Here is a 19,920-nt window from a genome sequence, read left to right as displayed (position 1 = left end):
ACGCGAGGGGAGGCGCCCGGTTCCTACCGTGGGACTGTTCCGCCCCATCCCCCTCGCAGAGGAACGCCATGATCCGCAACATCGTGCTCGTCCACGGCGGCTTCGTCGACGGCTCCGGCTGGCAGGCCGTCTACGACCTGCTCGTCGCCGACGGCTTCCGCGTGTCGGTCGTGCAGAACCCGACCCTGTCCCTGGCCGGCGACGTCGCCGCCACCCACCAGGTCGTCGACGGCCTGGACGGCCCCTGCGTCCTGGTCGGCCACTCCTACGGCGGGGTCGTCATCAGCGAAGCCGGCACGCACCCCAACGTCGCGGCACTGGCGTACATCGCGGCCTTCGCCCCGGACAAGGGGGAGTCGGTCAACACGCTCATCGCCGACCCGCCGCCCGGTGCGCCCGTCCCGCCGATCCTGCCCCCGGTGAACGGCTTCCTCTTCCTCGACCGGGACAAGTTCGCCGCGGCGTTCGCGGGGGACCTGCCCGCCGGCCAGGCGGCGTTCATGGCCGACTCGCAGGTCCCCTGGGGTGTGGACGCCCTCGGCGGCACGGTCAGCGAACCCGCGTGGCGCGCCAAGCCGTCCTGGTACCTGGTGGCGACCGACGACCGGATGATCCCGCCGCCCGCCCAGCACGTCATGGCGCAGCGCGCCGGGGCGACCGTAGCGGAGACGCCGGCCAGCCACTCGGTCTACCTGTCGCAGCCCGCCGCGGTCGCCGACCTCATCCGCCAGGCCGCCGCCTCCTGATCACGGCCGCCATCGGGATCGCACAGAAGGACCGCCGACCGGCCTCGGCCGCCTTGGGCGATCTGCCGGCGGTCCCGATCGGTGGCCCTGTGTGACGGTCGAGATCGCCGTCGACGGGCTCCGGGATAAGGTGCGTCGGTGGAGGAAATGAGTCGTCTGTTCCGTTTGGCCGCCGACCACGCATCCGATTACCGGCGGTCGTTGCCTGACCGGCTGGTCGGAGCGCCGATCGACCAGAGCGCGTTGGTCGACGCGTTCTCCGGCCCGTTGCCCTCCGCTCCCTCGACACCGGAGCAGGTGCTGACGGACCTGCTCGCTGCAGCCGAGCCCGGTCTGGTCGCAAGCGCCGGCCCACGATACTTCGGGTTCGTCATCGGCGGCGCGCTGCCGGCGGCGACCGCGGCCGACATGCTCGCCGCCGGTTGGGACCAGAACGCACACAACGCCGTCACGTCGCCGGCGGCCATCGCAGCCGAGGCCGCCGCCGGCACCTGGCTGAAGGAGCTGCTGGGGATCCCGCCGTCCGCATCGGCCGGTTTCGTCACAGGCTGCCAAGCCGCCAATACCGTCGGGCTCGCCGCCGCACGGCACCAGGTGCTGGCGGACGTGGGTTGGGACGTGGAGCGGCGTGGGCTGCTCGGAGCGCCGCCGATTCGGGTGATCGCCGGAGACGAGCGACACGGGACCATCGACCGGTCGCTGCGTTTGCTCGGCCTCGGGGTGGACGTGGTGGAGCCCGTGCCTGCCGGGCCGAACGGCGCCATCGACCTCGGATCGCTGCGGGAGGTGCTGGCCGCCGGCTCCCCGAGCCCCACGATCGTGTGTCTCCAGTCCGGCAACGTGAACACCGGCGCCTGCGACCAGCTACGGGAGGCGTGCGAACTGGTCCACCGGCACGGCGGGTGGGTGCATGTGGACGGGGCGTTCGGGCTGTGGGCTGCGGCGAGCCCGGCGACCCGCCATCTGGTGGACGGGCTGGAACTGGCGGACTCCTGGGCCTGCGACGGTCACAAATGGCTGAATCTTCCGTACGACTCGGCCTTCGCGTTCTGTGCCCGGCCCGACGTGCACGCGGCGGCGATGTCCTACGCCGCCGCCTACCTGGTCGGTTCGGGCGGCACACCGGCGGGCGCAGACTTGACCGCCGAATCCTCGCGCCGGGCCCGCGGGTTCGCCGTGTGGGCCGGACTGCGGGAACTGGGTCGCGACGGGGTCGCGGAACTGGTCGACCGGTGCTGCGCGCTGGCCCGCCGCTTCGCCGAGGGTCTGACCTCGGCCGGGTTCGAGGTGCCGAACGAGGTGGTCCTCAACCAGGTGCTGGTCGACTTCGGCGACGACGCGCGCACCGACCGGGTGGTGGCGGCGGTGCAGGCGGACGGCACCTGCTGGGCGGGCGGTACGACCTGGCGGGGGCGGCGGCTGATGCGGATCTCGGTGTCGAACGCCACCACGACCGAGGCGGACGTGGACCGGTCGATCGCCGCGATCACCCGCCTCGCCTCCTAGGACCTGTCCGCCGACAACCGGCGATTCCATCCGGTGCAGGCGTTCAAGAGGCCACCTCGCGGAGGGTGTCTTCGATAAGGACGTCGAGGTCTTTCGCCACTGCGTCCACGTTTGAGTCGCCGAGCTGCCCGAAAACGTCGCTCGGACGGTCATATTCGAATGCGACTTCGCCTTCGCCGCTTTCCCGCAGCAGGACGCGGAGGGGTGCGTAGAGGCCGGCGGACAGTTGATGACGCGTCATTTTGGTCGCGGTCAGCGCGTTTCCGCAGTCGTACTTGAGCGCCTTGCGGTCTTGGCCCCAGACTTTCAGCAGGATTCCATGGTCCCGGACGCCGGCGATCACGAGGGGCGGCAGGCTCTCCAGGACCTCCATGGCGCGGTCGACCTGCCCGTTCCGCAACAGCACGAAGACGTTTTCATCGAGCCGGCCGAGCGCTTTCTCGAAAGCCGATCTCGTATCCTCGAAGGACTTATTCGACACGATTGTGATGTGTTGAATGGAGATCGTTCGTGTGGTCACTTCTACCACTGGAGCAACCTTTCGTTTGAGCAATCGTCTTCGGCGGCCGCTTTCCGGGCGGCCGGGGAGCTAGACCAGTGCTGCCATCGGGTCATGTCGCTCATCAACCGAAGGGTCAGGGAGCGGGGACGAAGTAGGGGCCGCTGGTGTCGAAGTCGGGCTTGTTCTCGTTGACGAACTGTTCGACCGACAGCGGGGTGCGATGACCGATCTTCTCGATGTTGTCGTTCGTGCCGGCGAACACGCCGTTCTGGTAATCGACGGCGACGTTGCTCAGGTGCTGGATGCGGTGCGCGGGCATTCCGCGTTCCGCCATGGCCGAAGCGAACTCCTCGACGCTGATCGGCTCGTAGTGCACCGGGATGCCGAGTGTGCCGGACATGGCCCGGGCGATGTCATGGTGGTTCAGTTCGACCGGGCCGTGCAGGGTGTAGACCGCGCGGTCGTGCGACTCGGGGTCGATCAGCACCGCGGCGATCACGTGGGCCTGGTCGACCGACGCGATCGGCGCGTGCCGGCCTTCGCCGAACGGAAGCCGCAGGTATCCCGCGCCGTCTCGCAGTTCCCACCACAACTTCAGCCACTCGGCGAAGAACGTCGGCCGCAGGTGCGTGGTGAGCATGTCGGTCCGGTCGAGCAGGCGCTCGCACAGCCAGTGCTGCCGTGCGGCGTTGCTGCCCGCCTCGCGGCGGGCGGAGATCTGCGACATGTTGACCACGGACCGGACGCCGGCCTCGGTTGCCGCCTGGGCGAAGTAGGTGGTCGCCTCGATGAGGCCCGGCGAGATCGGATAGCACAGGTAAGCGCCGGCGACCCCCTGCAGCGCCGCGGTCACGCCGTCCAGGTCGTGGAAGTCGGAGACGACGACCTCGGCGCCGGCCTCGGCCAGCGAGCGGGAGCGCTCGTCCTCGCGGTGCACCATGGCGCGGACGCGGTGACCGCGCTGCAGCAGCAGGTGGATCGTGCTGCTCCCGGTCTTCCCGGTCGCGCCGGTGACCAGGAACAACCTGTCGTCGTTGGTCATCTGAACACCTTTCGTAGCACTACGTGTCGCGGAGCAGCACCTCTTCGGAGGCCGCCTTGCGCGCGCTTCGAGATGCTGTTCACGGGGCGGGACGGCCCGTAGGTCCGGTGATCGGTACGCCGGGTAGCTTCCGCAAGTTCGACATATCGAGTTCACTGACTGAACTACACCAGGTAGACACCGTAGCACGCATCAGTTCAGTGAGTGAACTGACATGGTCGGGCCGCGACTCGGCCCTAGTCGGCGGCGTTGTGCGATCGCGCGGCGCGACAGCACTCGGCGGCTCGGGTCAGGAGCACAGCGAGGATCAGCGGGACGTCGCTCCGCCTTCCGCCGCGGCGTGTCCGGCGGCGTTCACCGCTCCCAGCATGATGCTTTCGGCCGCGCGGACGGCCTCCACCCGGCTCAGGCGACCGGCGGTGGCCTCGCGAGCCAGCGCCTCGGCGGCGCCGACGACGCCGAGCATCAGCGCCTTCCCCTCGCTTTCCGGCAGCGGCACGAAACGCTCCACGGCGCGGAGATAGAGCCCGGCGTAGCGCTCCCGCCCCTCCCTCAACAGTTCCTCGGTACCGGCGATCGAGGAGAGCGCCGCGGTCACCGAGCCGAACTCCTTGCCGATGTGCAGTACGCAGTCGATGTACGCCTCGGCCAGGATCCGTACGGTCTCCTCCAGCGAACGCACCCGCGCGCGCAGCGCCGCGGTCGCCGCTTCGGTCTGCTGGTCGTCGATACGCCGGTAGAGCGCGGCCAGCAGTCCCGTCCGCGTCTCGAAGTGCTCATAGGCGACCGGCTTCGTGACGCCGGCCTCCTCTGCGACCCGGGCAAGCGTCAGCGCGTCGGCACCCTCGGCCCCGACGATCTCCATCGCCGCGTCGAGCAGTTGCAGGCGTCGTTGCTCGCGCGACAGCCGTCGTCCGGCCACGTGTTCCTCCTCCTCGAAGAGAGCCTTGACAAGTAACCTACCAATGGTAACTTACGAAGAGTAACTTATCTGGCCGCCCGTCTCGTGGCGCGACCCCGGCGTTCCGGTAGCCCGGCGCACGGAGCGGCCGGTGCGTGCCACGCCTCCCGCCTGGGCGGCGACGCACCCTTCCTTCTCTTCCTCGGGAACACATGATGCATCGCATACTTGTCGTCGGCGGCTACGGGCTCGTCGGCGGATGGACAATCCGTCACCTGCGTACGGCAGGGCACGACGTCGACGTGGTGATCGGCGGGCGACGGCCCGCCGAGGCCGCCGCGCCGGCTCACGAATGGGGAGCAAGCGTCGTGAAGTTCGACACCGACCACGCCGAGGCCGGACTGGCCGCGGCAGGACCGGTCGACCTGGTGGTCTCCGTGGTGCAGGATCCGGACGACAATCTGCTGAGGGCGGCCCTGCGGGCCGGATCCGCACACCTCGGGATCGTGCGCAAGTCGGACAACGTCGGCCGCACCATGATCGCCGCAGCTGACCTGGCGCAGCGCCCAGCCCTGATCATGGGCCACTGGCAGGCGGGGGTCACGACGTTCGCCGCGCTGGCCGCCGCGCAGGGGTTCGGCCGGGTCGAGCACATCGAACTGGCCGCCCTGTTCGACCGGACCGACCCCACCGGACCGATGACCACCGACGACAGCGAGGCCTTCTTCAACCGGGCCCTCCTCCGCCGCGGCGGACGTTGGGAGACCGTAAAGCCGGAGGACGACATCCGCATCGTCGATCGGGGCGGCCCGCCGGCGTTCGGCGCCCAGCCCATGGGCGTGCTCGACGTCCCGGCGCTGGCGGCGGTCACCGGTGCGCCGAACGTCCGCTTCGACCTGGGGGTCGGCGACTCCTACGGCACACTCGCCGGCGGAACGGCGTCCCACGAGATCTACGCCGACCTGTGGGGCCGGGACGAGCACGACGCACCGGCGGCGCTCCGCACGATGGTCAGCGACCCGCTGGGGCAGGCCCATCTGACCGCCCTCGGAGTGCTCATCGGCATCGAGCGCGTCCTCGGCCTAGACGGCGCCCCGCCCCCGGAGGCCGGTGTGGTCCTCCCCGAAACGGCGATCGACCCGGTGCGCGCGCTGGACCGCCTGCGCGCGTTCGGTGTCGGCATCACCACCGTCGCCCTTCCGTCGACCCCCTCAGGAACAGCGGACTGATCGCACCCGCGTTCGCACCGGGCGACCACCCCGGGTCTCCGTTCATCCGGCGCGCGCCCACACGGGTGGACCTCAAGCGGGTGAGTCCGCGCGTTCGGCTGCGCGCGTCGCTCCGCGTTCGCCTTCACCGGCGGCCGAGAGTGTGCGCGGTCGCATGATCGGCTCGAGGAGGCGTCGGGGTGTGTTGATCGCGACGGACACGGGATCATGATCGGAGTCCGTTCGATCGAAACCGGGCCCGGGTTCGATCCGGATCTCCGGGACCGGGACCGCCAAACCGCAATCTTGGCAGCGCCCCTCGTGGTCGAGAAGGCCTCCGTCCTGATCGTGGCGCTCGGCGCGCTTCACTCCGGACGGAGAGTAGAACGCATCCCCCCAGCTCATGAGAGCACGCACGACCGGCCACAGTCCGACGCCCTTGGCGGTCAGCCGGTACTCGACGCCTCCGGTCGCATCGTCGTCACGTATGAGCACGCCTTCCTGCACGAGGAACTTCAGCCTGTTGGTCAAGACGGCGCGGGGGATCTTCAGCTGAGTGGCGAAGTCTCCGAATCGACGCACCCCGAAGAACACGTCTCGAATGATGAGCAGCGTCCACCGCTCTCCGACGATCTCCAACGATCGAGCCAGCGAGCAGTTGCGGTCTGCGTAAGTACTGGGGAGCGTCATGCTGCGATTCTACCCGCCCCGGTTCACTCAGCGAACTATGCCGTGCTACGGTGTCCGACCAGGAGCAGTTCAGTCAGTGAACTGAGCATGTCGAGCTTGAGGAGCCTGCCCCGTGTACCAATTCCTTGTCTCCTTCACCGTCCGGCCGGAGCACCGCGACGACTTCGTTCGGGCGGCCAGGAAGACCGCGCGTGACTCCCTCGCGAACGAGCCCGGCTCCCACCGGTTCGAGGTCATCGCGGATGAGAAGAACCCGGATCTCTTCTACCTGAACGAGGTCTACACGGACCTCGACGCATTCAACGCGCACGCCGGCGGCCCCTACTTCGGCGCGTTCTTCGCCGAAGCCGGCACCTACGCCGAAGGCCCGACGTGGCTCATGAGAGGAAACTTCGTCGGCGACAGCGCCGCCTGAGCCATACCCGGCCGGATGCGCCGGTGAGACCAGAAAGGAAGAGGTATCCATGTCCGAAACTCCGAGGCGAACCCGCCGTTACGTTCTCGCGGAGCGCCCCGCTACGCCCACCGGGCCACTGCAGGAAGGCGTCCTGCGCTATGAGGACGACGTTCCCGTGCCGCGGCTCGAAGCAGGACAGGTTCTGGTGAAGGTCGAGTGGATGTCGCTCGACCCCGCCACCCGGGGCTGGATGAACAACACCTCGAACTACATTCCGCCGTCACCGTTGGGCGAGACCATGCGCGCCCTGGGCGCCGGAACGGTGAGCGCATCGGAGCACCCTGACTTCGCGGTTGGGGAACGGGTATCCGGATTGCTGGGCTGGCAGGAGGATGCCGTGGTGAACGGCTCGATCCTGCGGCGGGTGCCCGAAGGCGTGCCGCTGCACGCCTCCCTGAATGTCCTGGGCATCGCCGGGCAGACCGCCTGGCTGGGGTTGCACGACATCGGACGGCCGCAGGTGGGCGAGACGGTCGTCGTCACCGCGGCGGCCGGCAGCGTCGGCTCCGTCGCCGTTCAACTGGCGATCGCCGCCGGCGCACGGGTCATCGGCGTCGCGGGAACGCCGGCCAAGTGTGAGTGGGTGAAGGAACTCGGCGCCGACGAGTGCGTCAACTACCGGGAAGACGACGTGTCGGCGGCGTGCTCCCGGTTGTGTCCTGACGGAATCGACGTCATCTTCGACAACGTCGGTGGGGCGATGCTCGACGCGCTGCTCCCGCACGTGGCGGTCAACGCCCGTGTCGTCCTGTGCGGTGCGATCTCCCGGTACGACGGCGGACGTGGTCCCGCTCCTCTCCACAACTGGTTTCACCTGTTGCCCAACAGGGTCCGGGTGGAAGGTTTCATCTACATGGATCACGACGCCCGCTTCGATGAGATCGAAGCCGATCTCCTGCCCCGCCTGCGCAACGGCGAACTGCGCAGCCGGGAGCACGTGGTCGAGGGACTGACCGCAGCGCCGGCGGCGCTTCGCACGCTCTTCGACGGCACGAACACCGGCAAGCTTCTCGTGCGGGTCGGTCGTCCTTGACCCGCGTGCATCGCGCCGGTTCGAAAATCACCAACTCATGATGAGGAGATCCATCATGTCGTCTGTGCTCATCACCGGCGCGTCCAAAGGCATCGGCCGGGCTGTCGCCGTCGAACTGTCAGGCCGGGGTCACCGGGTGATCGCCACCGCACGTCGTCCGGAAACGCTTGCCGACCTTCCTGTCGACCAGCGCCTGCGCCTTGATGTCACCGATCAGGAAAGCGTCGATCAGGCCATTCAGGACGCCGGCGACATCGATGTGGTGGTCAGCAATGCCGGCGAGACGGTGCGCGCGCCTTTGGAGAGCGTCCCGCTCTCGGAGGTCGAACGGCTCTTTCAGCTCAACACCCTGGGTGCGCTGCGGGTGGCGCAAGCCGTGCTTCCGGCGATGCGTGAAAGAGGAGCGGGCCGCCTCGTCTTCGTCTCCAGCATTCAGGGGCGGCTGGTGCTCCCGATGATCGGCCCTTACGGGGCCAGCAAATGGGCACTGGAGGCGCTCGCAGAGACGCTCGCCATCGAGACGGGCCACTTCGGTATCAAGGTCAGCGTGGTGCAGCCCGGCCCGGTCTCCACGGGTGGCGCTCAGCGCGCCAAGGTGTTCCTGAAGGAGAACGACCCGTACGCACCGCTGTATGAGGCACTCGATGTCCTCCGTGGCGAGCTCGTCACCCCAGAGGAGGTGGCCGCCACCGTGGCCGCCACGATCGAGCAGCCTGAACCTCCGCTGCGCGTGCCTGTCGGTGCACCCGCCGAACGGGTCCTGCAGGCCCGCAAACTGGCCCCGGAGAGCGAGCCCTTCCTGATGGCCGAAATCAACTGGTAGTCCGATGGGACGATCACATCCGCTGGACAATTCCGTCCACTCGGCGCTGGCCGGGCCGCACGCCCACTTCGCGCGGCGACGGGGCAACGCATTGCGCTACCCGTCGGACGTGTCACCGTTCATGGCGCTGCCGGACTCCCCCGACGACGCCGACTGGGCGGACGTCGCAGCACTCGCCGGTCCCGGTCGGGGAGTCCTGCTGACCGGCCTCACGGTCGAACCGCCGGACGGCTGGGAGATCGTGACGCGAGGCGCCGTACTCCAACTCGTCGACGCCGGGATCGCCGCCGCGCCGGACGGGGAGGCCGTCCGCCTCACCCAGGCGGACGTCCCGGAGATGCTTGCTCTGGCCGAACGCACCAAGCCGGGACCGTTCCTGCCGCGCACGATCGAGATGGGCACCTATCTCGGCATCCGCCACGGCGGGCGTCTGGTGGCGATGGCCGGTGAACGGCTGCGCCCTCCGGGGTGGACGGAGATCAGCGGAGTCTGCACCGACGCGGACTGGCGCGGACAGGGATTGGGGACCCGACTGGTGCTGGCTGTCGCGGCCGGCATCCGCAAGCGCGGCGAGACGCCCTTTCTGCATGTGGTCGCGTCCAACACGAACGCCGTCCGGCTGTACGAATCCCTGGGATTCCGACTTCACCGCACCGCAACCCTTGTGCTCACCCGGCCGCCGGCGGAAGTACCGATCTCGCCGGGCAGCACACCGCGGCCTACCGTCCGTGATGGGCGGCGAAGCTCAACAGGGTGATCGACGGGCGCAGATCGCGCGGGCCGGGCAGGGCCGCGATCTTCCGGAGTGTTCTCGACCGCCATGCCTTGCGGCCGGGCGGCGGCTGCAGGTCTTCGGCGGTGGCCACGCCGGGGATCTGTGCGGGCAGGCGGGCGGCCTCGGACACCGGCAGGCTGAACGGCATGGGCGGCGCGGTGTAGCGGGCCGACATGCGGTAGCCCTTCATCGTCCGGTTCCGGAACCAGGTGGGTATCGAGTCGAAGAACAGCCGCCCGCCGGGGAACCGCGCGGCGCACTCGGCGATCAGGGACATCACCTGATCGCGTTCGAAGTACATGAACAGACCCTCGGCGGAGATGAACACGCCACGCGCCGGATCGAGGGCGTCCATCCACGTGCGGTCCAGCGCCGAGGCCGGAACGGCGGCCATGCGCGGCTCCCGCGGGAGCAGGCGTCTGCGCAGGTCGATGACCGGTGGCAGATCCACAGACAGCCAGTCGACGCCGGGCCGCCCCAGGCGCCAGTAGGTGGTCTGCAGGCCCTCGCCGAGGGCGACCACCGTGGCGGCGGGGTGCAGGTCCAGGTAGGCGCGGATGGCGACGTCCAGGGCGAGGGCGCGCAGCGGATGGGTCTGGTTGGGCTTGCCGAACCGCTCGTAGTCGTAGTCGATCCTGCCGTAGAGGCGCTCCGCCAGCGGGTCGTGGAACGCCGAGCCGGGGTGCATCGACTCCTCGGCGCGGTTGCGCAGGGTCCACAGACAGGTGGCCGCCACACCGTCCAGCGCCGCACCGTCGATCTTGTCATCGGTCATGCCCACTCCCCAGGTGAATCAGGTAATGCCCTTATCCCGGGAACGTCCATCACCATGATCAGGCGGACGGCGATGGCTTCCACGCGGCCACCTGCCGGGGCGATATGTCCACGCCTTCGCGGCGCAGCCCGCTGTACATCCCTGATGACGGTTCCCATGCCCGCAATGGTCGACGGTCGCGGGTCGCCAGGCGTCCCGCCACGAGAGGCTTCGCCCGCTACGACACCGGCATGAGAAATCGGCCGGTCTACATCGCGGGGAGTAGCCTCGCAGGCGCCAAGGGGCGACGCTGATCGCCTGTCATATGCGGGAGCCGTCCTCGGGCGTCGCCGCCGGATGCCGCGCATTGCGCAACAGTTGCGCTGCGCGTTCGGCGATCGCGTAGACGGTGGCGTGGGGGAAGCCGACCAAGGCGCCAGGCATGACGGAGGCATCAGCGACGCGCAGCCCTTCGACGCCGCGTACACGCAGCGCGGTGTCGACGACGGATCGCTCGTCGGTTCCCAAGCGGCAGGTGCCGACAGGATGGTTGATGCTGCCCAGGTCGTCCCGCACGAACGCGGCCAGTCCCTCGTCGGTGTCCACATCAGAGCCGGGGGTGACCTCCGAGTGGCACCAGGGGGCGAGGGCGGGCGCGGCACCGATACGGCGTGCGGACCGCACCCCCGCAATCATGATTTGGAGGTCGTCGCCGTCCTGCAGGTACCGCGGGTCGATCAGGGGCGGGGCGAGTGGATCGGCGCTCGCGAGCCGCACGGTCCCGCGGCTGGCAGGCCTTGCGAGGATGACGGCCAGGGAATACGCCTGGCCCAGACCGACCGAGCGGTGGCCGGGCGCGTCGACCAGCAGGATCTGGTGGTCGGGACCGTCCGTCGCGTAGGGCGAGCGACAGTATCCCCATACCTCGCCGCGCTGGTCGCTCGCGGGGGGCATGGGCTTGGCCGCGCGGTACACGAGGTTGCTGACCGGGTGGTCCCGGAGGTTGGCGCCGACCTCCGGCGCGTCGTGCACGACGGGAATGCCGAGGCTGCGCAGATGCTCTCGCGGTCCCACACCCGACAGAAGGAGGAGTTGCGCGGAGCCCAAAGCGCCGGCTGTCAGGATCACGTCACCGCGCGAGCGCACGGTCACCAGGGTGCCCGGCGCGTCGTGCGGCGCGTAGACGACGCCGGTGCAGCGGCCCTGCTCGATGACCATCTGGTGTACCAGGGCGCCATCGATGATGCGCAGATTCGTCCGCGCGCGCACGTCGGAGGTGAGGTAGGCGTCCGTGGCGCTCTGCCGCCTGCCGTCGACGATGTTCCAATCGGGGTGTCCGAAGCCCTCTTCCAACCCCGAGCTCACGTCCCGCGCGGTGGGATGCCCGCACTGGACCGCGGCTTCCAGGCCGGCGAGGATCAGCGGGCTCAGCGGGTCTGCGAGCCTCGGCGTGAGGGGTCCGTCCGTACCGCGCACTGAAGGATCACGATGGGGTGCCGTCTCCGAGCGCCTGAAGTAGGGCAGCAGATCGGCGTAGGCCCAGCCGGCGGCGCCGGCCGCTTCCCAAGCGTCGTAACCCGAACGGTGGCCTCGCGCGAACATCATGGCGTTGATGGCGGACGAGCCGCCCAGACCGCGGCCACGCGCAATGAACGTAGAGGTGCCGGTGGCCCGCTGGGTGACCGTGGTGTCGCCCCAGCAGGCCGGGCTGCCCAGCAACTCGGGCCACGCGAGCGGTGACTTGATCTTCTCCGCGATCTCGAGGCTGTACGGGCCGCCCGCCTCCACCAGCAGCACCCGCGTGCCGCTGTCCTCGGACAGCCGGGCTGCCAGTACACAGCCTGCGCTTCCGGCGCCCACCACTACGTGGTCGTACACGTCCGTATCCATCACGCGGCTCCGATCCCGACCTCACACCGTCGCCGCCCACACCAAACGACACGGAAGACAAAGGCCGCAAACCGAGCATGCGACGCACTTCACCCCGTGACCGCCAAACGAAAGTCATCCCGGTGGAATGTTTCGCCAAGTTGCTCCGCCTGTGCCCGAGAGGCGGCTCCGGCCGAAAGAATCCGAGGCCGGCCCAGACGCCTTATAAGTCGGGCTGTCCGCGGCGAGATAATGACCGAATGCCGAGCCGACTCGCTGTCATCGCGATCGATGCCGTCGACCCTGACGTTGTCGCCGACTTCTGGTGTGCCGTACTCGGCTGGACCGTCCTCGGGCGAGAACCCGGCGGCATCACCATCGGCGACAAGGAGCGGTCCTGGCCGATGATCGACGTCTTCGCCGTGCCCGAGGGCAAGACGGTCAAGAACCGCCTGCACTTCGATCTGCGTGCCGACGGGCTGTCGACGTCCGACGAGCTCGACCGCCTGCTGGCGCTGGGAGCGCGACACGTAGACGTCGGACAGTCGTCCGACGCGAGTTGGGTGGTGCTGGCCGATCCGGAGGGCAACGAGTTCTGCCTCCTGTCCCGGTCGGTCCAGCAGCTGACCGAACCGGGGTAGGACACTGCACGCCGGATCAAGGCAGCCTCGTCCTCACGGTGGACGAGGCTGCCTTGATCCGGTCGCCTCCGTCGTACGCGACGCGGTTGCATCCGGTTCGGCGTGGGCGAAGCCGACGTGTCCTGGCCGGGGGCGGCTCAGCGGCCCTGCTTCTTGCCCGAGGCCTTGGTGATCCGGGCACGGACCTGCGGGCGGGTGACGCTCCAGGCGACGCCCAGCAGCAGCAGCCCCTGCACGGCCTGCTCCACACGGGCCCACATCGGGTACGGGCCGGGCAGCAGGACCAGGGCGGCGATGCCGATCGGACCGACCACCGACACCCACAGCATGCGCAACCACGCCGAGCGGGCGCCGTCACGCATCCTGGCGGCCCAGCGCAGCGACAGCAGCGCCAGCAACAGCACCCCGGCCGCCCGGATCCACACCACGGGGTCGAGACCGTCGCGGAACAGGAACGCCAGACCGAGAAAGACCACGCTGAGACCGACGTTGGCCCGGAGCAGCGTGAAGGTCCACCGCGTCGGGGCATCGACGGCGGCAGGAGCGGGAGTGGGAACCGAAACCGGGACAGGCTTGGCGAAGACGTCGGCCCCGGCGGCGGGACCAGCGGTGACGGAGGTGGGAACGGCAGCGGGGGCAGTGTGCTGAGCGGTCATCGTCCTGAGCCTTTCGCGGTGTGTTGCGGTGATGTGGACGACGCTACGGATCAGGCATCGGCTGCCGGTATCCCGTTAGCCACCGTCCCGGGTGGGGCTGGACCCACTCGATCGCGGGGCCCAGGTGGGTACGGCCGCCTCCGCGCGGGACGGCACACTTGGGGCTGTGGTGAACATCTGGGCGCCGGCCCGCGCGCACGGCTTGGCACTGACCCGCGGCCTGGTGCTCACCGGTCTGAAGCCGGTGGCGGCCGTGCTGGCCCTGCTCCCGGTTCTCGTCGTCGCCGACGGCTACGCCGGCGTGGTGTCCCTGACGCTGCTGATGATGTTCGCCCTCGGCCGCCGACTCGCCGGGCTGAGCCGTAAGCTGGCCGGTCGCTGGGGCGGCGTCGAGATCCCGGCCCCCTACCTGCCCCGCCCGGCCCTCCAGCAGGTCGAGCACGGATGGTACTGGACCGGTTACGACTACCATCACTCGCGCTGGGTGGCCAAGGCCTCGCTCTACACGAACTGGTTCTTCCGCGACCCCGCGACCTGGCGCGACCTGCTCTGGCTGCTGGTCGATCCGGTGGTCGGCGGCGTGTTCGCGCTGGCGCCCGCCGCGCTGGTCGCGTACGGGTTGGCGAGCGCGGTGCTCCCGTGGCTCCCCGGGGAGGGCGCCGATCTGCCGGAGCTGGCGAGATACGGCTTCATCCACGGCGACTCCACCACCACGGCTCTGCTCGCCACGCTGGCCGGGGCGGCCACCCTGCTCCTCGGGGTCGCCGTGGCGCCCTCGGCCGTACGCGCGCACGCGCGCTGGACCCACGCCCTGCTGGCCCCCACCAGACAGGCGTGGCTCGCCCGCCGCGTCGATCGCCTCACCGAGACCCGCACCGACGCGATCAACGCGCAGGCCGCCGAGCTGCGCAGGATCGAGCGCGACCTGCACGACGGCGCCCAGGCCAGGCTGGTGGCGATCGGCATGACACTCGGTACGGCAGAGCAGTTGCTGCGCACCGACCCCGCAGCCGTCGCCCCGCTTCTGGTGGAGGCCCGCGAAAGCTCGGCCGCCGCGCTGCGTGAGCTGCGCGACCTGGTGCACGGCATCTACCCGCCGGTGCTGGCCGAACGCGGCCTCAGCGACGCGCTGCGCCTGATGGCCCTGGAGAACCCGCTGGACATCACCGTGCAGGCCGATCTGTCCGGCAGACCGGAGCCACCGCTCGAGTCCGCCGCCTATTTCGCGGTGTCCGAGGCGCTCACCAACGTGGTCCGGCACGCCTGCGCACGTCACGCGCAGGTGGAGTTACGGCACGACGGCGAGTTGCTGCGCATCGTCGTGCGCGACGACGGCCAGGGCGGCGCCGACCCTTCGCGTGGCTCGGGCCTGCGCGGGCTGCAGCGCAGGCTCGGCGTCTTCGACGGTAACGTGATCGTGAACAGCCCTCGTGGCGGTCCGACCGAGCTGACGATGGAGATCCCGTGCGTGTTGTCCTCGCCGAGGACCTCTACCTCCTGAGAGACGGGTTGTCCCGGCTCCTGCAGGCCCACGGCCTCGAGGTCGTGGCGGCCGTGAAGAGCGGCCCCGAACTCGCCGACGCCCTGGCCGAGCACCGCCCCGACGTGGCCGTGGTCGACGTGCGGCTGCCACCCACCTTCACCGACGAGGGCCTGCGAGTCGCGCTGGAGGCCCGCCGGGAGACGCCCGGCCTCCCCGTGCTGGTGCTCTCGCAGTACGTCCAGCAGCTCTACGCCCGCGAATTACTCGCCGACGGCACCGGCGGCGTCGGCTACCTGCTCAAAGACCGTGTCTTCAACGCCGAGCAGTTCGTCGACGCGGTGCGGCGGGTCGCCGCCGGAGGCACCGCCATGGACCCCGAGGTGATCTCGCAACTGCTGGCCGGCACGGGGCGCGAGAGCACGCTGAGCCGCCTGAACCCGCGCGAGCTCGACGTGCTCGCCCTGATGGCCGAGGGCTATTCCAACGCCACCATCGCCCAGCGCCTCTTCCTCAGCGAGGGCTCGGTCAGCAAATACACCACCACGATCTTCACGAAGCTCGACCTCGCGGCCTCGAACGACACCAACCGACGGGTGCTGGCCGTCCTCGCCTACCTCAACGCCTAACCCGTCGTCGTGCCGACCTGCGGTGTTTTCGTCCGAAGCGGCACGACTGGCCCGTGCGTCGAACCCGGCCGACAGGCCGGCCCGGAAAGGATCCCCGTCCGCACGCGGCAACGGGCCGGCTCAGGTTCCGGGGCGCCGGGGGGCTGTCGGGACGGGCGTGCGTACGACGGGCAGGCCCGAGTCGCGCCAGGACTGGAATCCACCGATCACGTCCGTGGCCCGCGCCAGGCCCAGGAGCCTGAGGGAGGCCGCGGCGAGCGAGGAGGAGTACCCCTCGTCGCAGACCACGATCCAGTGGATGTCGTGCGCGGCGGCTTCCTGGATGCGGTGCGGGCTCAAAGGGTCGAGCCGCCACTCCAGGTGGTTGCGCTCGACGACGATGGCCCCCGGAATCTCGCCGTCCGCGGCCCGCTGGAACTCCGGTCGCGTGTCGACGAGCAGGGCTCCCCGCTGTGCCGCGTGATAGGCCTGGACGGCGGTCAAGCGCTGCAGCCCCCGCCGTGCCCGGGCGAGCACGTGATCTATTCCCCCCGACTCCATTCGTCGATCATGACCCCAGACGGCCAGGTCAAACGTCCCGGCGATGCCGATGACGGCGCGGGTCAGGGCGCGTCTTGCAGGAGGGGAGCGAGTTTGCGGCGGGAGGTGACGTCGAGTTTTCGGAAGATCTTGTTGAGGTGGTATTCGATGGTTGAGGTGCTGAGGAACAGGCGGGCGGCTATTTCGCTGTTGGTGACTCCGGAAGCGGCGAGAATCGCGATCTGTTTTTCGCGGGGGGTCAGGGCATTGGTGTGAGGGGTGGTTCGTTTGCGGGGATGTTCGCCGGTCGCCGACAGCTCGACTCGGGCTCGTTCGGCGAACGCCGCGGCGCCCATTCCGGTGAACATCTCGTAGGCCGTTCGCAGCTCCCGGCGCGCGTCGCCGCGGCGCTTGCGCCGCCGGAGCCACTCCCCGAACAGGAGGTGGCTTCGCGCGAGTTCGGTCGTGATCCGCGTGTGCCCGAGCAGCTCGATCGACTCGCGGTAGAGCCGCTCGCCGTGATCGTCGTCGACCATCAGCGCCCTGCAGCGGGAGAGCAGGCCGAGGCCCCAGGCGGTGTCAGCGGCCAGGGCGCGCTCCTCCAGACGGGTGAGGGCCGCCTTCGCGGCGACGTGGTCGCCGCTCCGTACTCCGGCCTCGACGATCTCGTGCAACGATCTGGTGCCGGTACCCGGCCTGTCGGCCTCGAATGACGGAAGGACGCACGCCAGTGCTTCGGCGTAGCGGCCGAGGCTCAGCTCCAGCACCGCCAGGCAGTTCCTGGCGAAGTCGGCGAGACCGACGGTCGAGCCGGTCCGCGCGGCGGCCGCCAGCGCCCGTGTCTCGGCTTGTCTACCGCTCCATGCCAGGAGCTCGATCCGTTGGATGTCCCCGGAGGACGACTGTCCGATCATGCTGGAGAGATCGGCGAGCTCGTCCTGGAGCGCGCCCGCCGCTGAGAACCGGCCCGCGCGCAGCTCCCACAGGGATCCGATCATGAGTGTGGTCCGCAGCGCGCCCAGCGCTCTGTTCTCGCGATCGTAGGCTTCGAGCCGCTTCCACGCCCGCCATCCTCCCTCGTCGTCCCACACGTCATCGGACGCGAACATGCTGACCACCGCCAGAGGCAGGCCGTCCTCGGCGAGGCCGCCGTCCGTGTGCAGGGCTTCCAGCGCGCCGCGCAGCAACGGCACAGCGGGCCGGTGGCCGACGGCGATGCGTGTGGCGTAGGCGTTGAGCAGCAGGTCGGAGAAGGTCGATTCCGCCGACCCCATCGCAGGTGACGCCAGCACCGCGCGAGCGAGGCCCTGCGGGGTGACTCCGACGGAGCGGTCGTATGTGATCAGAACCACCTGGAGTGCTTCGAACATCATTTTCCTCGCCAGACGAGGATCCAGGTCGGCGATCGACTCGGCGGCGTCCAGGAGAATCGCGGGGGCGGTGGCAACCCGGCCGAGGTACAGCTCGGCCGTCGCCCCGATCTGCCGCGCACGGGCGCGCAGCACGGGACGGTCCAGGCCGAGCTCGGCACGGTCGAGCATCTTCCGCGCCGCAGCCGGATCCCCGACCACGACGTAGGCGTGTGCGGCCGCGACGAGCCGCGCGGCCTGATCGCGGGCATCGGGGGTGAGGTCCGCCGCGCGGGACAGGAAGGCGGCCTGTTCCGCGTGGCCGCCGCGGGAACGTGCGTGCTCCGAAGCCGTTTCGAGCTCCGCCGCGACCTGTTCGTCGAGCCCGATCGTGGCATGCGCGCGATGCCACGCGCGGCGGTCCCGGTCGTGCTCCTGATCGCTCACGGCGGCGAGGGCGGCGTGGACCCTGCGCCGCTCCACCGCGCCCGCGCCCCGGTAAACGGCGGAGCGGATCAACGGGTGCCTGAAGTCGAGGGGGCCGTGGTGGGTGAGAACACCCGCGGACAGCGCGGTGTCCGCGGCGCTCGCAGCGATCCCCAGGTGACCGGCGGCCCGCCAGAGCAGCGACGGGTCTCCGGGCGGCGCGGCGGCGACGACGAGGAGCAGGGCCCGGGTATCCGCGGGGAACGCCTGGACCTGCTGCAGGAAATGCGTTTCGAGGAGCCGGCCGACCGGGAGAGGGCCGGGCAGGGGGGCAAGACCCGACAGTTGCTCAGCGGTGAGCGTGCGGGCGAGCTCGATCAACGCCAGCGGGTTGCCGCCGGTGCCGGTGACGATCTTCGCGGCCACCGCGTCGTCGAGGCGTCCGGCGACGCTCGCCGACAACAACCTCCCGGCATCGCGATCGGGCAGTCCGGACACCGTCATGACGGGCAGCCCGTCGAAGAGTGCCGAACCGTCAGAGCGCGGGCGGGTGGCGAAGAGGAACCCCACGGTTTCGGCATGCAGACGGCGAGCGACGAACGCCAGGGCTTCTGCCGATTCCCGGTCCAGCCACTGCACGTCGTCCACCACGCACAGCAGAGGCTGAACCGAGGCGGCATCGGCGAGAAGCGTGAGGGCCGCCATGCCGACGAGGTACCGGTCGGCCGCGACTCCGGCCACCTGGCCGAACGCCGAGCGCAACGCATCGCGCTGCGGGATGGGAAGGCCCTCGATACGAGGCGACCATTGGCGCAGCAGGCGGTGCAGCCCCGCGAAGCCGAGATGCGCCTCGGACTCCACACCGGCGATCCTGACTACACCGACGTCCGGACAGCCCGCCGCGGCCTGGTCAAGGAGCCGGGTCTTGCCGGTCCCGGGTTCGCCGACCAGCACCAGCACGCCACTCAGCCCGTCCTGGACACCGGCCACAAGGCCGGCCAGGACGTGTTGTTCCTCGAGGCGGCCGATGAGCGGCCGGTCACGGGAACCGACCGGCAGGTGCTCGGCGGTGGTCGGCCGGGCCGTGACTGCACGGTCGGACAGGCCCTCCGTGAGAAGCGTGAGCACGTCGTGCGTGACGGCCGTCATAACACGGCCGCCTGGCGGATGAGCTCGGCCACCGTGGCGGGCTGCGAGACGTAGACGGCGTGGCTGCCGATCGCGTCGACGACGAACGATCCGGAGCGTTCGGCCATGGCGCGCTGGGCCGGCGGCGGGATCATGCGGTCCTCGGTGGCCACCAGGTACCAGCTCGGCTTGTGCCGCCAGGCCGGCTCGGTGACCGCCCCGGCGAGGGCGCCCACGCCCCAGGGGACCTGGGAGTCGGCCATGAACGCGGCCAGTTGTGCGGGCAGATCGGCGGCGAACGCGCCGTGGAACTCGTCGCGGTCAAGGAAGAGGAAGCCCTCCACGGGAGGGAGGATCGGCGGCACCGGCGCCCCGGGCGGCGGGTCGGCGATGAGGGTGCCGACCGACTCGCCCTTGTCGGGGGCGAACGCGGCGACGTACACCAACGCCGCCACGTTGGGGTGCGTGCCGATCTCACTGATGACGACCCCGCCATAGGAGTGGCCGACTAGGACGGCCGGACCGTCGAGCGCGTCCAGGGCCCGGCGGGTCGCGGCGACGTCACCGTCGAGCGACACCGTCGGGTTCTGCACGATCCGGACGCGGAAACCGTCTCTCGCGAGGTCGTCGTAGACGCCCTGCCAGCCGGATCCGTCCACAAAGGCGCCATGCACGAGCACGACGTTCTTGATTGTCGTCATGGGTCGCTCCTGACCTGGATGGACGGACAGGCTTAACGCCTGCCTGTGGGTTCAATCAAAGTCGCGCGGAAGGAACCAGACCACG

The 19,920-nt window shown here is 69.8% G+C and carries 20 protein-coding genes; 10 read left to right on the top strand and 10 right to left on the bottom strand.

Translation table 11 applies throughout. The features are described 5' to 3' along the window. Positions 1–68: 68 nt before the first annotated feature. Positions 69–746, top strand: coding sequence for an alpha/beta fold hydrolase (locus tag Pmi06nite_RS29285; RefSeq protein WP_203956375.1), 678 nt, complete (start codon positions 69–71; stop codon positions 744–746). Positions 747–893: 147 nt separating this feature from the next. Further along, on the top strand, positions 894–2,252 hold the full coding sequence (locus Pmi06nite_RS29280; protein ID WP_203956374.1) for a pyridoxal phosphate-dependent decarboxylase family protein: 1,359 nt from the start codon (positions 894–896) through the stop codon (positions 2,250–2,252). A gap of 43 nt (positions 2,253–2,295) precedes the next feature. Here the strand turns inward: Pmi06nite_RS29280 and Pmi06nite_RS29275 are convergent, their stop codons facing one another. The 3 genes from Pmi06nite_RS29275 to Pmi06nite_RS29265 form a co-directional block, all read right to left on the bottom strand. Further along, positions 2,296–2,772, bottom strand: coding sequence for a DUF302 domain-containing protein (locus Pmi06nite_RS29275; protein WP_203956373.1), 477 nt, complete (start codon positions 2,770–2,772; stop codon positions 2,296–2,298). 115 nt (positions 2,773–2,887) lie between these two features. Then, a complete protein-coding gene (locus Pmi06nite_RS29270) occupies positions 2,888–3,796 on the bottom strand; it encodes an NmrA family NAD(P)-binding protein (RefSeq protein WP_203956372.1) in 909 nt (302 codons plus the stop codon). A 307-nt stretch (positions 3,797–4,103) separates the two neighbouring features. Next, positions 4,104–4,718, bottom strand: coding sequence for a TetR/AcrR family transcriptional regulator (locus Pmi06nite_RS29265; protein WP_203956371.1), 615 nt, complete (start codon positions 4,716–4,718; stop codon positions 4,104–4,106). A 194-nt stretch (positions 4,719–4,912) separates the two neighbouring features. On the opposite strand from Pmi06nite_RS29265, the gene Pmi06nite_RS29260 reads away from it, so the two are divergent. Continuing rightward, on the top strand, positions 4,913–5,926 hold the full coding sequence (locus Pmi06nite_RS29260) for a hypothetical protein (RefSeq protein WP_203956370.1): 1,014 nt from the start codon (positions 4,913–4,915) through the stop codon (positions 5,924–5,926). Positions 5,927–5,998: 72 nt separating this feature from the next. On the opposite strand, the gene Pmi06nite_RS29255 is transcribed toward Pmi06nite_RS29260, so the two are convergent. Then, positions 5,999–6,595: a winged helix-turn-helix transcriptional regulator gene (locus tag Pmi06nite_RS29255; RefSeq protein WP_203956369.1), complete on the bottom strand. Its 597-nt coding sequence runs from the start codon at positions 6,593–6,595 to the stop codon at positions 5,999–6,001. A gap of 112 nt (positions 6,596–6,707) precedes the next feature. Here Pmi06nite_RS29255 and Pmi06nite_RS29250 point away from each other — a divergent pair, with 112 nt between their 5' ends. From Pmi06nite_RS29250 to Pmi06nite_RS29235, 4 genes are read left to right on the top strand one after another with little or no spacing between them, the layout of a single operon-like run. After that, positions 6,708–7,010: a putative quinol monooxygenase gene (locus tag Pmi06nite_RS29250; protein ID WP_203956368.1), complete on the top strand. Its 303-nt coding sequence runs from the start codon at positions 6,708–6,710 to the stop codon at positions 7,008–7,010. A gap of 49 nt (positions 7,011–7,059) precedes the next feature. Continuing rightward, positions 7,060–8,085: an NADP-dependent oxidoreductase gene (locus tag Pmi06nite_RS29245; RefSeq protein ID WP_203956367.1), complete on the top strand. Its 1,026-nt coding sequence runs from the start codon at positions 7,060–7,062 to the stop codon at positions 8,083–8,085. A 55-nt stretch (positions 8,086–8,140) separates the two neighbouring features. Further along, positions 8,141–8,908 (top strand): SDR family oxidoreductase, encoded by a 768-nt coding sequence (locus tag Pmi06nite_RS29240; RefSeq protein ID WP_203956366.1) that lies wholly within the window; start codon positions 8,141–8,143, stop codon positions 8,906–8,908. A gap of 4 nt (positions 8,909–8,912) precedes the next feature. Continuing rightward, complete coding sequence (locus Pmi06nite_RS29235; protein WP_203956365.1) at positions 8,913–9,665, top strand: GNAT family N-acetyltransferase; 753 nt, start codon at positions 8,913–8,915, stop codon at positions 9,663–9,665. On the opposite strand, the gene Pmi06nite_RS29230 is transcribed toward Pmi06nite_RS29235, so the two are convergent. Next, the gene (locus Pmi06nite_RS29230; RefSeq protein WP_203956364.1) at positions 9,628–10,458 is read right to left on the bottom strand and encodes a class I SAM-dependent methyltransferase; all 831 of its coding nucleotides are present in this window, start codon (positions 10,456–10,458) and stop codon (positions 9,628–9,630) included. The two genes, Pmi06nite_RS29235 and Pmi06nite_RS29230, sit on opposite strands and share 38 nt — an antisense overlap. 300 nt (positions 10,459–10,758) lie before the next feature. Next, positions 10,759–12,327, bottom strand: a complete 1,569-nt coding sequence (locus Pmi06nite_RS29225) for a GMC family oxidoreductase (RefSeq protein WP_203956363.1) — start codon at positions 12,325–12,327, stop codon at positions 10,759–10,761. Positions 12,328–12,566: 239 nt separating this feature from the next. Here Pmi06nite_RS29225 and Pmi06nite_RS29220 point away from each other — a divergent pair, with 239 nt between their 5' ends. Beyond that, complete coding sequence (locus Pmi06nite_RS29220) at positions 12,567–12,947, top strand: VOC family protein (protein ID WP_203956362.1); 381 nt, start codon at positions 12,567–12,569, stop codon at positions 12,945–12,947. A 137-nt stretch (positions 12,948–13,084) separates the two neighbouring features. Here Pmi06nite_RS29220 and Pmi06nite_RS29215 read toward each other — a convergent pair whose 3' ends face one another. Next, positions 13,085–13,603, bottom strand: a complete 519-nt coding sequence (locus Pmi06nite_RS29215) for a hypothetical protein (RefSeq protein ID WP_203956361.1) — start codon at positions 13,601–13,603, stop codon at positions 13,085–13,087. Between the two features lie 166 nt (positions 13,604–13,769). Between Pmi06nite_RS29215 and Pmi06nite_RS29210 the strand changes: the two genes are divergently transcribed. Both Pmi06nite_RS29210 and Pmi06nite_RS29205 read left to right on the top strand, forming a co-directional pair. Beyond that, on the top strand, positions 13,770–15,104 hold the full coding sequence (locus Pmi06nite_RS29210) for a sensor histidine kinase (protein ID WP_203956360.1): 1,335 nt from the start codon (positions 13,770–13,772) through the stop codon (positions 15,102–15,104). After that, entirely contained in the window at positions 15,068–15,712 is a 645-nt protein-coding gene (locus tag Pmi06nite_RS29205; protein WP_203956359.1) for a response regulator transcription factor, read from the top strand. The genes Pmi06nite_RS29210 and Pmi06nite_RS29205 overlap by 37 nt, the downstream gene beginning before the upstream one ends. Positions 15,713–15,832: 120 nt before the next feature. Here Pmi06nite_RS29205 and Pmi06nite_RS29200 read toward each other — a convergent pair whose 3' ends face one another. The 3 genes from Pmi06nite_RS29200 to Pmi06nite_RS29190 form a co-directional block, all read right to left on the bottom strand. Then, complete coding sequence (locus Pmi06nite_RS29200; protein WP_203956358.1) at positions 15,833–16,252, bottom strand: rhodanese-like domain-containing protein; 420 nt, start codon at positions 16,250–16,252, stop codon at positions 15,833–15,835. 62 nt (positions 16,253–16,314) lie between these two features. Further along, on the bottom strand, positions 16,315–19,155 hold the full coding sequence (locus tag Pmi06nite_RS29195; protein ID WP_203956357.1) for a helix-turn-helix transcriptional regulator: 2,841 nt from the start codon (positions 19,153–19,155) through the stop codon (positions 16,315–16,317). After that, complete coding sequence (locus Pmi06nite_RS29190) at positions 19,152–19,835, bottom strand: alpha/beta fold hydrolase (protein ID WP_203956356.1); 684 nt, start codon at positions 19,833–19,835, stop codon at positions 19,152–19,154. The genes Pmi06nite_RS29195 and Pmi06nite_RS29190 overlap by 4 nt, the downstream gene beginning before the upstream one ends. Between the last annotated feature and the right edge of the window lie 85 nt (positions 19,836–19,920).

The sequence above is a fragment of the Planotetraspora mira genome, from assembly GCF_016863275.1.
GTDB classification, from domain to species: domain Bacteria; phylum Actinomycetota; class Actinomycetes; order Streptosporangiales; family Streptosporangiaceae; genus Planotetraspora; species Planotetraspora mira.
The sequence above is the reverse complement of the archived record's forward strand: the minus strand, read 5'-3'. Positions and strand labels throughout refer to the sequence as shown.

What these genes read in the sequence shown, in the direction of transcription:
- Pmi06nite_RS29285 (WP_203956375.1), top strand. Translation starts at nt 69, where the DNA reads ATGATCCGCAACATCGTGCTCGTCCACGGCGGCTTCGTCGACGGCTCC.
- Pmi06nite_RS29280 (WP_203956374.1), top strand. Translation starts at nt 894, where the DNA reads ATGAGTCGTCTGTTCCGTTTGGCCGCCGACCACGCATCCGATTACCGG.
- Pmi06nite_RS29270 (WP_203956372.1), bottom strand. Translation starts at nt 3,796, where the DNA reads ATGACCAACGACGACAGGTTGTTCCTGGTCACCGGCGCGACCGGGAAG.
- Pmi06nite_RS29260 (WP_203956370.1), top strand. Translation starts at nt 4,913, where the DNA reads ATGCATCGCATACTTGTCGTCGGCGGCTACGGGCTCGTCGGCGGATGG.
- Pmi06nite_RS29255 (WP_203956369.1), bottom strand. Translation starts at nt 6,595, where the DNA reads ATGACGCTCCCCAGTACTTACGCAGACCGCAACTGCTCGCTGGCTCGA.
- Pmi06nite_RS29245 (WP_203956367.1), top strand. Translation starts at nt 7,060, where the DNA reads ATGTCCGAAACTCCGAGGCGAACCCGCCGTTACGTTCTCGCGGAGCGC.
- Pmi06nite_RS29240 (WP_203956366.1), top strand. Translation starts at nt 8,141, where the DNA reads ATGTCGTCTGTGCTCATCACCGGCGCGTCCAAAGGCATCGGCCGGGCT.
- Pmi06nite_RS29235 (WP_203956365.1), top strand. Translation starts at nt 8,913, where the DNA reads ATGGGACGATCACATCCGCTGGACAATTCCGTCCACTCGGCGCTGGCC.
- Pmi06nite_RS29230 (WP_203956364.1), bottom strand. Translation starts at nt 10,458, where the DNA reads ATGACCGATGACAAGATCGACGGTGCGGCGCTGGACGGTGTGGCGGCC.
- Pmi06nite_RS29225 (WP_203956363.1), bottom strand. Translation starts at nt 12,327, where the DNA reads ATGGATACGGACGTGTACGACCACGTAGTGGTGGGCGCCGGAAGCGCA.
- Pmi06nite_RS29220 (WP_203956362.1), top strand. Translation starts at nt 12,567, where the DNA reads ATGCCGAGCCGACTCGCTGTCATCGCGATCGATGCCGTCGACCCTGAC.
- Pmi06nite_RS29215 (WP_203956361.1), bottom strand. Translation starts at nt 13,603, where the DNA reads ATGACCGCTCAGCACACTGCCCCCGCTGCCGTTCCCACCTCCGTCACC.
- Pmi06nite_RS29200 (WP_203956358.1), bottom strand. Translation starts at nt 16,252, where the DNA reads ATGGAGTCGGGGGGAATAGATCACGTGCTCGCCCGGGCACGGCGGGGG.
- Pmi06nite_RS29195 (WP_203956357.1), bottom strand. Translation starts at nt 19,155, where the DNA reads ATGACGGCCGTCACGCACGACGTGCTCACGCTTCTCACGGAGGGCCTG.
- Pmi06nite_RS29190 (WP_203956356.1), bottom strand. Translation starts at nt 19,835, where the DNA reads ATGACGACAATCAAGAACGTCGTGCTCGTGCATGGCGCCTTTGTGGAC.